Origin of the sequence: Bacillus sp. RC252, assembly GCF_044909215.1 — a bacterium.
Classification (GTDB): Bacteria; Bacillota; Bacilli; order Bacillales; family Bacillaceae_G; genus Bacillus_A; species Bacillus_A mycoides.
On record NZ_JBIYDV010000001.1, the window covers coordinates 407776 to 420742 of the forward strand.

12 protein-coding genes are annotated in these 12967 nt (G+C 40.0%); 1 reads left to right on the top strand and 11 read right to left on the bottom strand.

Annotated features, from left to right (window positions below; translation table 11 throughout):
- Window positions 1–181: 181 nt before the first annotated feature.
- The 4 genes from glpX to spo0F all read right to left on the bottom strand — a co-directional run bounded on the left by glpX (window position 182) and on the right by spo0F (window position 4405).
- Window positions 182–1147 (bottom strand): class II fructose-bisphosphatase, encoded by a 966-nt coding sequence (gene glpX, locus ABH960_RS02135; protein WP_002016310.1) that lies wholly within the window; start codon window positions 1145–1147, stop codon window positions 182–184.
- 183 nt (window positions 1148–1330) lie between these two features.
- The gene (gene murA, locus ABH960_RS02140) at window positions 1331–2620 is read right to left on the bottom strand and encodes a UDP-N-acetylglucosamine 1-carboxyvinyltransferase (RefSeq protein ID WP_002034893.1); all 1290 of its coding nucleotides are present in this window, start codon (window positions 2618–2620) and stop codon (window positions 1331–1333) included.
- Window positions 2621–2967: 347 nt separating this feature from the next.
- Complete coding sequence (locus tag ABH960_RS02145; protein WP_002016312.1) at window positions 2968–3825, bottom strand: class II fructose-bisphosphate aldolase; 858 nt, start codon at window positions 3823–3825, stop codon at window positions 2968–2970.
- Between the two features lie 211 nt (window positions 3826–4036).
- Window positions 4037–4405, bottom strand: a complete 369-nt coding sequence (gene spo0F / locus ABH960_RS02150; RefSeq protein ID WP_000398592.1) for a sporulation initiation phosphotransferase Spo0F — start codon at window positions 4403–4405, stop codon at window positions 4037–4039.
- 202 nt (window positions 4406–4607) lie between these two features.
- Here spo0F and ABH960_RS02155 point away from each other — a divergent pair, with 202 nt between their 5' ends.
- Window positions 4608–5132, top strand: a complete 525-nt coding sequence (locus ABH960_RS02155) for a DUF2529 domain-containing protein (RefSeq protein WP_219300820.1) — start codon at window positions 4608–4610, stop codon at window positions 5130–5132.
- A gap of 32 nt (window positions 5133–5164) precedes the next feature.
- On the opposite strand, the gene pyrG is transcribed toward ABH960_RS02155, so the two are convergent.
- The 7 genes from pyrG to ABH960_RS02190 form a co-directional block, all read right to left on the bottom strand.
- A complete protein-coding gene (pyrG, locus tag ABH960_RS02160) occupies window positions 5165–6772 on the bottom strand; it encodes a CTP synthase (protein ID WP_002016314.1) in 1608 nt (535 codons plus the stop codon).
- A 257-nt stretch (window positions 6773–7029) separates the two neighbouring features.
- The gene (rpoE, locus tag ABH960_RS02165) at window positions 7030–7557 is read right to left on the bottom strand and encodes a DNA-directed RNA polymerase subunit delta (protein ID WP_002130074.1); all 528 of its coding nucleotides are present in this window, start codon (window positions 7555–7557) and stop codon (window positions 7030–7032) included.
- A 165-nt stretch (window positions 7558–7722) separates the two neighbouring features.
- Window positions 7723–8352 carry a TetR/AcrR family transcriptional regulator gene (locus tag ABH960_RS02170; RefSeq protein WP_002034889.1) on the bottom strand — a complete coding sequence of 210 codons (630 nt, stop codon included), beginning with the start codon at window positions 8350–8352 and terminating at the stop codon, window positions 7723–7725.
- 64 nt (window positions 8353–8416) lie between these two features.
- Window positions 8417–9556 carry an acyl-CoA dehydrogenase AcdA gene (acdA, locus tag ABH960_RS02175; RefSeq protein WP_002016320.1) on the bottom strand — a complete coding sequence of 380 codons (1140 nt, stop codon included), beginning with the start codon at window positions 9554–9556 and terminating at the stop codon, window positions 8417–8419.
- Window positions 9557–9578: 22 nt separating this feature from the next.
- Window positions 9579–10709 (bottom strand): acyl-CoA dehydrogenase, encoded by a 1131-nt coding sequence (locus ABH960_RS02180; protein WP_215560122.1) that lies wholly within the window; start codon window positions 10707–10709, stop codon window positions 9579–9581.
- A gap of 72 nt (window positions 10710–10781) precedes the next feature.
- Window positions 10782–11633 carry a 3-hydroxybutyryl-CoA dehydrogenase gene (locus ABH960_RS02185; protein WP_002089768.1) on the bottom strand — a complete coding sequence of 284 codons (852 nt, stop codon included), beginning with the start codon at window positions 11631–11633 and terminating at the stop codon, window positions 10782–10784.
- 49 nt (window positions 11634–11682) lie between these two features.
- Window positions 11683–12966, bottom strand: coding sequence for an acetyl-CoA C-acetyltransferase (locus tag ABH960_RS02190; RefSeq protein ID WP_404442372.1), 1284 nt, complete (start codon window positions 12964–12966; stop codon window positions 11683–11685).
- Window position 12967 lies beyond the last annotated feature (1 nt).

The following is a 12967-nucleotide window of genomic DNA, read 5'->3' on the forward strand; positions in this document are numbered from 1 at the left end:
AGCGCCTCTTCGTCAGGAGCTCCATCCCCCTCCCATTCTGAACGAGCCGCTTACGCTTTTTACTTAATCCAGTTCCAGCGGCTAGAATCTCCGGTCATTTCACTCTCTCACTCGAAGCAAAAAACGCTTCAAGGTCGAGAGTTCCAATGCCCTGCAATTCTAAACGAGCCGCTTACGCTTTTTATTTAATAACCAAATTCGGTTTTTTATTTAAGCTATGGCGGCCGTCTACGAAGCGTACTGTGCCTGATTTTGCACGCATAACAAGGGATTGTGTCGTTCCGACGCTACCTTTAAATTGAACGCCTCGTAATAGTTCTCCGTCTGTTACACCTGTTGCTGCAAAGATTGCATCGTCACCTTTTACTAAGTCTTCCATACGAAGGATACGATTGATATCTTCAATACCCATTCTTTTACAACGAGCTAGTTCAGCTTCGTTTTGAGGTAAGAGCTTCCCGTGAATTTCTCCACCTAAGCATTTTAATGCGACCGCAGCTAATACACCTTCAGGTGCTCCACCAGAACCGAATAGAATATCTACACCAGTACGGTCAAATGCTGTATTGATTGCTCCAGCTACATCTCCATCGTTAATTAATTTAATACGAGCACCAGCTTTACGAATTTCTTCGATAATTGCTTGATGACGTGGACGGTTTAAAACTGTCGCTACAACATCTTCGATATCTTTATTTTTCGCTTTCGCCACTGCACGTAAGTTGTCGATAATAGGTGCGTCAATATCAACTGCACCAACTGCTTCTGGACCAACCGCTATTTTATCCATGTACATGTCAGGAGCATGTAACAAATTGCCGTGATCTGCAATTGCAATAACAGCAAGCGCATTCCATCCGCCAGCTGCTACGATATTTGTCCCTTCTAAAGGATCAACTGCAACGTCTACGCGTGGTCCATATCCTGTACCCAACTTCTCTCCGATATATAGCATTGGCGCTTCATCCATTTCACCTTCGCCAATTACAACTGTACCTTTCATCGGAATTGTATCAAATACATCACGCATAGCTGATGTTGCTGCACCATCTGCCTCATCTTTTTTTCCGCGCCCCATCCAACGCGCTGATGATAATGCTGCAGCCTCTGTTACACGTACTAACTCCATAGATAAACTTCTTTCCACGATAATCCCTCTCCTTTAAGTCTTTATATTTCTGCCGTATTTTGTGAACCTTGTTTTTCTATAAAGTGTACTTCCGTTAGTAGTGATTCTTCGCTCCCCATTAACGGAAGTATCACCACCTTATCCCGATTGGTGAGGGTTAATAATCAGCGTGGGATAGCCCATACTGATTAAAGTTTCACTTTATGCATTCTTCATTTCTTCAATTTCTTGCTTTGTCATTTGTTCTCGCCAAATGTTTGCACCAAGCCCTTTAAGCTTGTCTACTATATTTTCGTAACCTCGATCAATATGATCAAGTCCCGTTACTTCTGTAATGCCATCTGCCATTAAACCCGCAATAACAAGGGATGCACCAGCTCGTAGGTCACTCGCTTTCACCTTCGCACCTTGCAATAAAACCGGTCCAGTCACAATTGCTGAACGGCCTTCTACTTTAATTTGCGCGTTCATACGGCGTAATTCATCAATATGCTTGAAACGTGCGCTGTAAATTGTATCAGTTACAACTCCTGTTCCATGCGCTTTTGTTAAAAGCGTTGTAAACGGCTGTTGTAAATCTGTTGGAAACCCTGGATATACAAGCGTTTTTACATCAACTACTTTTAACCTTCTATTGCCGTTCACTGTAATTTGGTCATCGTTCGTTTCAATTTGAACACCAGCTTCTCTTAGCTTCGCCGTAACGGATTCTAAATGCTGAGGAATAACATTATCAACTGTTACTTCTCCTCCTGATGCTGCTCCTAAAATCATATACGTACCAGCTTCAATACGGTCTGGAATAATAGTGTGGTGACAACCGTGCAGTGAATCCACACCATCAATTCGGATTACGTCTGTACCAGCACCTTTAATACGTGCTCCCATACTCGTTAACAATGTAGCTACATCAATAATCTCTGGTTCTTTCGCTGCATTTTCAATAACAGTTCTACCTTTCGCTCGTACAGCCGCTAGCATAATATTAATCGTAGCTCCTACACTAACAACATCTAAATAAATACGTGCCCCACGTAGTTCGTCTGCTCTTAAATAAATGGCACCTTGTTCATTTGTAACATATGCCCCTAACGCTTCAAACCCTTTAATATGCTGATCAATCGGTCGTGGCCCTAAATGACATCCACCTGGAAGCCCAATAACAGCTTTTTTAAAACGGCCAAGCATTGCACCCATTAAATAATAAGAGGCGCGCAATTTTTTCACTTTTCCATTTGGTAAAGGCATCGCAACCATGTTAGAAGGATCGACTACCATCTCTTCTTCCTGCCCATAAGTTACTTTCCCTCCAATTTCCTCTAGTAAGTCTCCTAACATTTTCACGTCCGAAATATTAGGAACACCGCCAATAGTTACTGGAGTATCTGCTAAAATTGTCGCTGGAATTAGTGCAACAGCACTGTTCTTTGCACCACTCACACGAATCGTTCCATTTAAAGCTCTTCCGCCTTCAATTAGCAACTTTTCCATATTGAGCTCCCTTCTTGTGAATGTATTTATCTTCTACTTCTTTATAAGAAGTAGAAGATTCCCCCTTAAGAATCTCAATCACTCTTTCCATCCTGAAACTCAATAAGTAGAAAACCATCACCTTTAGCTCCCCTGCTGTACAAATAGATGAAGATTAACTATTCATCGAATCAAATTACTCAATTCAGATACTTACCACATTTATTAATAGGACTATGCACATTATTTTCTATATTTGCAAACCAAAAATTCACTTTATAAAATCTTTAGACTTGTTCGCGCTTTCATTATACAACGAAAGGAAACCGTCTAAAAGACTAGACGGTTTCCAAAACGGAATTTTATTCTTACGCTTTACCGTTAGAACCGAACTCACGCATTTTACCAGCAACAGTTGCTTTGATAGCGTCGCGGCCAGGTCCAATATATTTACGAGGATCGTAAACTTCTTGGTCTTTGTTTAATGCTTCACGAACAGCTTTTGTAAACTCAATTTGGTTCTCAGTGTTTACGTTAATTTTTGAAGTACCTAGAGAAATAGCTTTTACGATATCAGCAGTTGGGATACCAGTACCACCGTGTAATACTAAAGGTACGCCAGTGAAGTCACGAACTTGTTCCATTTCAGCGAATCCTAAGTTAGGCTCACCTTTGTAAGGACCGTGTACAGAACCTAAAGCTGGAGCTAGGCAATCGATACCTGTTGCTTCAACAAGGTGCTTACACTCTGCTGGATCAGCGTAAATTACGCCTTCAGCGATGATGTCGTCTTCTTGTCCGCCAACTGTTCCAAGCTCAGCTTCAACAGATACGTTACGAGCGTGTGCGTATTCTACCACTTTTTTAGTAGTTTCAACGTTTTCATCGAATGGGTGGTGAGAAGCGTCGATCATTACAGATGTGAAACCTGCATCAATTGCTTCTTTACATTTTTCGAAGCTTGAACCATGGTCAAGGTGAATCGCTACAGGAACAGAAATGTTCATTTCTTCGATTAAAGCTTTAACCATAGCTACAACTGTTTTGAAACCAGTCATATGACGAGCTGCACCCTCAGATACACCTAAGATTACAGGAGATTTTTCTTCTTCCGCAGCAGCTAAGATAGCTTGAGTCCACTCTAAGTTGTTCATGTTGAATTGACCAACTGCGTATTTTCCTTCTAGTGCTGTGTTTAGCATTTCTTTCATAGAAACTAAAGGCATGGTGAATCCTCCTAAAAAACGTTTTTTGTATCCGATAAATTCTTATCGCTGGTAGTATGACCAGAATAAGGTAAAATATGTATATTTACATACCGGACTTCTTTCTACACTCAATAGGATAACAACTTGTACTCAAAAACTCAACTGTATTCACCTGCTCAATAGTCCATGTAAACGCTTTTTTCCATATTTTTTATAAAAAATTCATTTTTTACGCCTCTACAGCAAGCTGATCTCTCACTGCTTGACGAATCTCATCAATATCAAACGGTTTAGCAAAGTGCATTAAAGCTCCTAAATCTTTCGCTTCTTGAATCATATCCAATTCTCCATAAGCAGTCATTAAAATCACTTTAATACTCTCATCAATTTCTTTTACATGTTTTAAAATCTCTATACCATCCATACCTGGGATTTTCATATCTAACACTACTAAATCCGGATTATCTTTTTTCACGATATCTAAAGCTTGAAATCCATTCGCTGCTTGGAACGTCTGATAACCTTCTTTTTGGAACACTTCATGCAATAAAACACGAATGCCATATTGATCATCAACGATTAAAATTTTCCCTTCCATAACTCCCAACCTTTCTGTGTAAGTACAAGATTTAAAGCTTCTTATATCTTATCGGTTTATTTTCGCTACTCTTTGCCAAATCCCTTCCTATTCTTTCTTATTTTACCGTTTCCTATTTTGTTATGCCACCCTACTATTTCCCCTTTCCAAAAAAAATAAGCTATAATGAGAACCAGCTAACACGAAAGAAAGGAGCAACAACATGTTAAAAATTTTCTCGACTCAATTAAGTGGATATTTCTCTCGAATTTCTCAAAAAGAGGAATTGAATATAGAAGACAGCGCTCGTCTACTTGCCCAGGCGTTAGTTGGCGACGGCTTCATTTACTTGCATGGTACAAACGAAATGGAAGGTATTGTTTCAGAAGCATTATTTGGCGCCGAACCAATGAAACAAGCAAAACGTTTAATAGAAAACGGTGAACCGGCGGCAGTGACTTCTGCGGACCGCGTACTTCTTATTAGTCGTTTTTCGACAGATGAAGAAATTATAAAAACCGCGAAAAAACTTCATGAAGAAGGCCAATCTATCGTTGGAATCTCGGCTATTCAAGAAGGTGTTGAATCACTGGAACAATATACAGATGTACATATTGATACAAAGCTGTTAAAAGGTCTTATTCCAGATGATGAAGGTAACCGCTATGGGTTCCCAAGTTTAATTATAGCTTTATTTGCTTATCACGGATTGAAATTTACAATTGATGAAATGTTAAACGAATATTAAAAAAAGCGCCCTATTTCAGGCGCTTTTTTTTATTACTTGCTCTCTTTATTCGTAATAGAAGCACTTACGAAGTCATGGAACAATGGTTGTGGACGGTTTGGACGAGATACAAGTTCTGGATGGAACTGTGCTGCCACGAACCAAGGGTGATCTTGTAATTCAATAATTTCCACTAGACGACCGTCTGGGCTTGTACCAGAGAATACAAATCCTGCTTTTTCCATATCTGGACGGAATTGATTGTTGAACTCATAACGATGACGATGACGCTCATATACAACCGGCTCATTGTAAGCATTGTAAGCATTTGTTTCTTCAGCAAGCTTACATGGATATAGACCAAGACGAAGTGTACCACCTAAATCTTCTACATCTTTTTGTTCTGGTAATAAATCGATAATTGCATAAGGTGTGTCAGGATTAATTTCAGAAGAGTTAGCTCCTTCTAATCCTAATACGTTACGTGCAAATTCGATTGATGCAAGTTGCATACCTAGGCAAATTCCTAAGAATGGAACTTTGTTTTCACGAGCATATTGAATTGCAACGATTTTACCTTCTACACCACGATCGCCGAAGCCACCTGGTACAAGGATACCATCTGTGTCGCCAACTAATTCTTTTACGTTCTCTGCTGTTACGTGCTCAGCATTTACCCATTTTACTTCTACATCTGTGTCGAATGAATAACCTGCATGACGAAGCGCTTCTACAACAGAAATGTATGCATCTTGAAGCTCTACGTATTTACCAACAAGAGCGATTTTTGTTTTCTTAGAAAGGTTACGTACTTTATTAACTAGCGCAGTCCAATCTGTCATATCTGCAGCTGGATTGTCTAACTTCAAGTGATCACAAACGATTTGGTCCATGTTTTGTTCTTGAAGAGATAATGGAACCGCATATAAAGTATCTGCATCGCGTGCTTCGATAACTGCTTTTGTATCGATGTCACAGAATAATGCAAGCTTGTCTTTCATGTCCTGAGAAACAGGTAGTTCTGTACGAACAACGATAATATTTGGTTGAATACCTAAGCTGCGAAGCTCTTTAACGCTATGTTGCGTTGGTTTTGTTTTCATTTCACCCGCTGCTTTTAAGTACGGGATTAACGTACAGTGAATGTACATTACATTGTCACGACCGATGTCGCTCTTAATTTGACGAATTGCTTCTAAGAATGGTAAAGATTCGATATCACCAACAGTTCCACCGATTTCTGTAATAACAACGTCGGCATTTGTTTCGCGACCAGAACGATATACACGTTCTTTAATTTCGTTAGTAATGTGAGGAATAACTTGAACTGTTCCTCCTAAATATTCACCACGACGCTCTTTTTGAAGAACTGAAGAGTAAATTTTACCTGTTGTTACGTTGCTGTATTTGTTTAAGTTGATGTCGATAAAACGCTCATAGTGACCTAGGTCTAAGTCCGTTTCTGCACCATCATCTGTTACGAATACCTCACCGTGTTGGTAGGGGCTCATAGTCCCTGGGTCTACGTTAATGTATGGATCAAACTTTTGAATAGTTACGTTTAAACCACGATTCTTTAAAAGTCTTCCAAGAGATGCTGCTGTAATACCTTTACCTAAAGACGATACTACACCGCCTGTTACAAAAATATACTTAGTCATGAAAATACTCCCTTCTACTTCGTTGTTATATAATCACCGTTGCAAAGCGCAACGTATGTAGATAACACTGTATCTATCTTATTGTTAGGCTCTTTTTATTTTCTAAACAAAAAACAAAAAAGAAAATTGCTCCCCTCATCACATAAAGTAATAAGTAGGGAGCAATTTTCTTTTATATTTACACTTTAAAAGTATTATCGTCTTTTTTTAAAGAGCCCAAAAATGATTCTACATGGACGATAATGAAAAGTCAAGAACTACCGCTCTTCCTCTTCTTCTTCTTCAGTTTCATCATACTCAAGTTCTTCTTCTGCGAAGTCTTCATTATCTTCTTCTAAATCATCAAGATCATCATCTTCATCGTCTGCGTCTTCGTCTTCAAGAACTTTGTCCAAATCTACTACATCTTCTTCTACTTCTTCTGCTTCTTCTTCTACATCATCTTCTTCAATGTAGTCGTCAAAACCGTCTTCTTCAACTTTGCGTTTCTTCTTCGGTTTTGGCTGAGGCAGAATTTCTTCATCAATTTGCTCATATGGGTACCAGCTACGTAGCCCCCAACGATTTTCTCCTAAATTAATGAAACGTCCATCGATGTTTAAATCTGTATAAAATTGTGCGAGTTTCGTATTAACTTGCCCTTGAGATAGTCCCAGCACTTGAGCGATTTCTTGAACCAACTCGTTGAATGTCGTTGCTTGTCTTTTATTCCCTAAAACACTATGTACAACTTCAATCATTGAACATTCTTTTAGCTCTTCTGGTGAATATTGCTTAAAACCCACTTATGCGGCACTTCCTTTCTTCAAATATAAGCTTATATATAACGGTCTGCTTAAAAAAATCCATACTATTCATTATAAACAAAAGTCGCACAAATATGCTACAAAAAAAACGGGAAACTTTTATCCCGCTATTTACGGGCAATAAAATTATAATTTGTCCATTCTTTATTTCGGAGACATATGTGCTCCTTGCAGTACATACCTAATTTGCATTTCTGTATATTCTTCGAGAGTATACAGTTTTTGCAGGGCCCAACGTCTAAATCCCCACATTTGTCCTTGTATGAAAATATTATGTGCAAGAAGCTGTATCTCCTTTTTATTTAGTGTAAATGTCCCATTTTCCGTACACTGCTCTAAAATATCCTCAAACATCCCGACCATTTGAAACTCTTTTTCTAATACATATGGGAGTGATTCTTTCGGTAAAAAACGTACCTCTTGATACATAATTAATACTTCTTCTTGCAATTCATCCATCACTTTAAAATAATTCATTATCGCTATCTTTAAGCTTTCTATACTTCCCTTCTCTGTACACACTACTTCCTCTAACCGCTCTTTTACATGTTCATAAATACTATCACAAACTAAATATAATACATCATCTTTTGTGCGAATATACTCATAAAGTGTTCCGATACTAAATCCAGCCGCTTTCGCAATTTCTCTCGTTGTTGTACGCGGGAATCCTTTTTGCTTAAACAGCTGCACCGCACCTTTAATCATTTGTTCACGTCTTAACGCAACTAATTTTTCATCTTTCACTGACGCATGTACATTATGTTTAACCATCCCTTCACCTCTCTCTATTATTTTTGGAAGTAAAAAGCGTAGGAAAATACCTACGCTTTCGTTCCTACTTCGTTAACATACGAGAAATTACAAGCCTTTGAATCTCTTGTGTTCCCTCATATATTTGTGTAATCTTTGCATCGCGCATATAACGCTCTACTGGATAATCTTTCGTATAACCATAACCACCAAATACTTGTACCGCTTCAGTCGTTACCTTCATCGCTGTATCACCTGCAAATACTTTTGACATCGCTGACTCTTTCCCATACGGAAGCCCTTCAGATTCAAGCCAAGCCGCTTGATATGTTAAAAGACGCGCTGCCTCTACATCCGTTGCCATATCCGCAAGTTTAAAGCCAATTCCTTGTTGCGCTGCAATTGGCTTCCCAAACTGATGACGTTCTCTTGCATATTCTACAGAAGCATCTAAAGCGGATTGTGCAATACCGACTGCTTGTGCCGCAATACCATTACGGCCGCCATCTAATGTCTGCATCGCAACTTTAAATCCTTGGCCCTCTTCCCCTAGTAAATTCTCTACAGGAATACGGCAGTCTTCAAATATAATTTCAGTTGTTGGCGAAGAACGAATCCCTAGCTTACTTTCCTTCTTCCCAACCGAAAATCCTAGCGTATCACTCTCCACAATAAATGCACTCGTGCCGCGCTGCTTCGAATCAGGATCTGTTAATGCAAAAACAACATAAATATCAGCAATACCGCCATTTGTAATAAAGATTTTCGAACCATTTAAAATGTAATGGTCTCCATCTCGTTTTGCAGTCGTCCTCATTCCACCAGCATCTGATCCAGAGCTTGGTTCTGTTAAGCCATATGCACCAATTTTCTTCCCTTCAGCCATTGGGCGCAAAAACTTTTGTTTTTGCTCTTCCGTTCCAAATTTAAAAATTGGCCATCCAGCAAGTGAAGTATGTGCAGACAACGTTACACCTGTAGAAGCACAAACGCGGGATAATTCTTCAACGGCAATTACATACGCCAAGTAATCGCTTCCAATTCCGCCGTATTCTTCAGGCCACGGAATACCGGTTAAACCAAGCTCTGCCATTTGATCAAATAAAGCGCGATCAAACCTTTCTTCCTCATCACGTTCAGCTGCTGTCGGTGCTACTTCATTCCTTGCAAAATCCCGAACCATTTTTCTTATCATTTCATGTTCTTCTGATAATTTAAAATGCATTCCCGTCTCCCCCTCTGCCTTTTTATAAAGCTCGACTAATTACAAGCTTTTGTATTTCGCTCGTTCCTTCGTATATTTGTGTGATCTTCGCATCACGGAAAAATCTTTCTACTGGATAATCTTTCGTATAACCATAACCACCAAATACTTGCACCGCTTCAATCGCAACTTCAACAGCCGTCTTAGAAGCAAATAATTTCGCAATAGAAGCCTCTTTACCGCATGGTAATCCTTGTGCTCTTAGCGATGCTGCTCTGTATACAAGTAATCGCGATGCTTCTACACTTGTTGCCATATCTGCAAGTTTGAATCCGAGTCCTTGCTGCGCCGCAATTGGCTTTCCGAATTGCTCACGCTCTTTCGCATAATCAATCGCACATGAAAGCGCCGCTTCCGCGATTCCTAATGCTTGCGCTCCGATTCCAATTCGCCCAACATCTAAATTCGCCATTGCCACCTTAAATCCTTGTCCTTCTTCGCCAAGTAAATTCTCGGCCGGCACTTTCATATCTTCAAACGTAAGTTGCACTGTACGAGAACCAAGAAGACCCATCTTATGCTCATCTTTTCCAATGATTAAGCCTGGTGTATCTTTCTCTACTATAAATGCTGAAATCCCGCTTTTCCCCGCATCTGGATTTGTAGACGCGAAGACGATATATGTACTTGCTTCACCACCATTTGTAATAAAGACTTTCGATCCATTAATGATGTAGTGATCGTCTTTCTTTACAGCTCTTGATTTCAAACTACCTGCATCTGATCCTGCATTCGGTTCTGTTAGAGCAAATGCGCCTAAATACTCACCAGTCGCCAATTTAGAAACATATTTCTGCTTCTGTTCTTCTGTTCCAAAGTATAAAATCGGATTCATTCCAACTGACGTATGTACAGCTAAAATTACACCAACCGTTGCACTTACCTTTGAAATTTCCTCAATTGCTAGAATGTAAGAAATAAAATCCATTTCTGCCCCGCCATATTTTGCAGGCGCTGGAATACCCATTAGTCCAAGCTCACCCATCTTTTGCAAAATCTCTTTCGGGAACACCCCTTGTTCCATACTAGGAACAAAGGGAGCTATTTCCTTCTGTGCAAAATCTCGAACCATTTTCCTCATCATTTGTTGCTCTTCAGTAAAATGAAAATTCATGTACTTCGCCTCCGTTTGCTATATATCTTTTTAACAATCTGGTAAGACCACTACTTCAATAAAGGGAGGCCTTTATTCGTAAACGTAGAAACCACGACCCGTTTTACGTCCTAACCATCCTGCATTCACATACTTACGTAATAATGGACATGGGCGATATTTACTATCTCCTAATCCTTCATGCAACACTTCCATAATGTATAAACACGTATCTAAACCGATAAAGTCAGCTAACGTAAGTGGTCCCATCGGATGGTTCATACCGAGCTTCATTACGTCATCAATCGCTTCTTTCGTCGCTACTCCTTCGTATAACGTATAAATCGCTTCGTTAATCATCGGTAATAAAATACGGTTCGATACAAACCCTGGGAAATCATTTACTTCAACTGGCACTTTCCCGATTTTTTTCGTAATATCCTCAATCGTTTCGTACACTGCATCATCTGTAGCTAAACCACGAATAATTTCAACGAGTTTCATAACTGGAACCGGATTCATAAAGTGCATGCCGATTACTTTCTCAGGACGTTTCGTTACCGCTGCAATTTCCGTAATTGGTAACGATGACGTATTCGTCGCTAAAATTGCGTGTTCTGGAGCGATTTCATCTAAATTCGCAAAAATTTTCTTTTTAATATCCATTTTTTCAACAGCTGCTTCAATAATAAGATCAGCTTCTTTGACACTATTTAAATCGAGCGTCCATGTAAGACGATTTAAAGTCGCATCTTTCTCTTCTTCCTTCATACGGCCTTTTTCTACTTGGCGGGCTAAATTTTTCGAAATAACAGCTAGCCCTCTATCTAATTGCTCTTGCTTTAAATCTTGCACTTTCACATCATAGCCTGCCATTGCACACACTTGTGCGATACCTGAACCCATTTGCCCTGCACCAATTACAACAATCTTTTGTACACTCATTTTTTCTTCCCCCTTAATTGTTAATAAACTATATATCTTCTAATCTTAATTAGTGAACTTCAATCATCACTGCATCACCTTGACCCCCACCGCTACAAATAGAAGCAATTCCAATTCCGCCGCCGCGCTGCTTCAGTGCATGGATAAGTGTAACGATAATACGTGCTCCGCTCGCTCCAATTGGATGCCCCATTGCTACAGCACCGCCATTTACATTCAATTTTTCCGGATCGATCCCTGCGATTTCTGTACTTGCAATTGCTACCGCTGCAAAAGCTTCATTAATCTCAAATAAATCGATTTCTTCAATTGTCTTACCTGTCTTTTTCAGCAATTCATTAATTGCATAACCTGGTGTTCTTGGGAAATCCTTCGATTCTACCGCAATCGCCGTATGCGCCAAAATTGTCGCTAATGGTTTTCTTCCTTCTTGCTTCGCTCTGTCCTCGCTCATTAATACAAGTGCAGCACCGCCATCATTTAGTCCCGGAGCATTACCTGCTGTCACCGCTGACGTCTTATCAAATACAGGCTTTAATTTCGCTAATTTTTCAATCGTTGTATCCGCGCGTGGCGCCTCATCCTTAGCCACGACGATAGGATCGCCTTTTCTTTGCTGAATTGTTACTGGTACAATCTCCTCTTCAAAACGCCCTTCTTTATGTGCCGAAACCGCACGTTGATGGCTACGATATGCCCATTCATCTTGTGCTTCGCGAGAGATTCCATCTTCCTTCGCAACTTCTCCGCCATAAACACCCATGTGTATACCTGAAAATGCGCACGTTAAACCGTCTGCAACGTTTAAATCGATAACTTCGTTGTTACCCATTCTGTATCCCCATCTTGCCCCTCGTAAAATGTAAGGGCTGTTACTCATCGATTCCATTCCACCAGCTACAATCAGTGATTGGTCACCAGTGCGAATAATTTGATCTGCTAACGTAACTGCGCGAAGCCCTGATGCACAAACTTTATTTACTGTTTCTGTCTGCACTTCCCAAGGAATGCCGGCCGCTCTTGCTGCTTGGCGTGATGGAATTTGTCCTTGCCCTCCTTGGATAACCGTTCCAAATATAACTTCTTCAACATCACTAGCGGAAACATTCGCCCTTTCAAGCGCTGCCTTAATTGCGATTCCTCCAAGCTCTGTTGCTTTCACGTCTTTTAAAGTTCCTCCAAATTTTCCAACCGGTGTTCTTGCAGCACTTAAAATAACTGTTTTACTCATGTTTCTTTCCCCCATTTCTTTTTTTAGCACCGAGCGCTCGCTCGGTATCCTTGCGCCTAGAAGAGGTGCAATTATTGCACCTCTTTCTAAATTTGAATGCATT

Excerpts from the sequence above, each read along its gene's own strand:
- ABH960_RS02145 (WP_002016312.1), bottom strand. The coding sequence starts at position 3,825 with ATGCCTTTAGTTTCTATGAAAGAAATGCTAAACACAGCACTAGAAGGA.
- ABH960_RS02190 (WP_404442372.1), bottom strand. The coding sequence starts at position 12,966 with ATGCATTCAAATTTAGAAAGAGGTGCAATAATTGCACCTCTTCTAGGC.
- ABH960_RS02155 (WP_219300820.1), top strand. The coding sequence starts at position 4,608 with ATGTTAAAAATTTTCTCGACTCAATTAAGTGGATATTTCTCTCGAATT.
- ABH960_RS02170 (WP_002034889.1), bottom strand. The coding sequence starts at position 8,352 with ATGGTTAAACATAATGTACATGCGTCAGTGAAAGATGAAAAATTAGTT.
- pyrG (WP_002016314.1), bottom strand. The coding sequence starts at position 6,772 with ATGACTAAGTATATTTTTGTAACAGGCGGTGTAGTATCGTCTTTAGGT.
- ABH960_RS02185 (WP_002089768.1), bottom strand. The coding sequence starts at position 11,633 with ATGAGTGTACAAAAGATTGTTGTAATTGGTGCAGGGCAAATGGGTTCA.
- spo0F (WP_000398592.1), bottom strand. The coding sequence starts at position 4,405 with ATGGAAGGGAAAATTTTAATCGTTGATGATCAATATGGCATTCGTGTT.
- acdA (WP_002016320.1), bottom strand. The coding sequence starts at position 9,556 with ATGCATTTTAAATTATCAGAAGAACATGAAATGATAAGAAAAATGGTT.
- ABH960_RS02180 (WP_215560122.1), bottom strand. The coding sequence starts at position 10,709 with ATGAATTTTCATTTTACTGAAGAGCAACAAATGATGAGGAAAATGGTT.
- murA (WP_002034893.1), bottom strand. The coding sequence starts at position 2,620 with ATGGAAAAGTTGCTAATTGAAGGCGGAAGAGCTTTAAATGGAACGATT.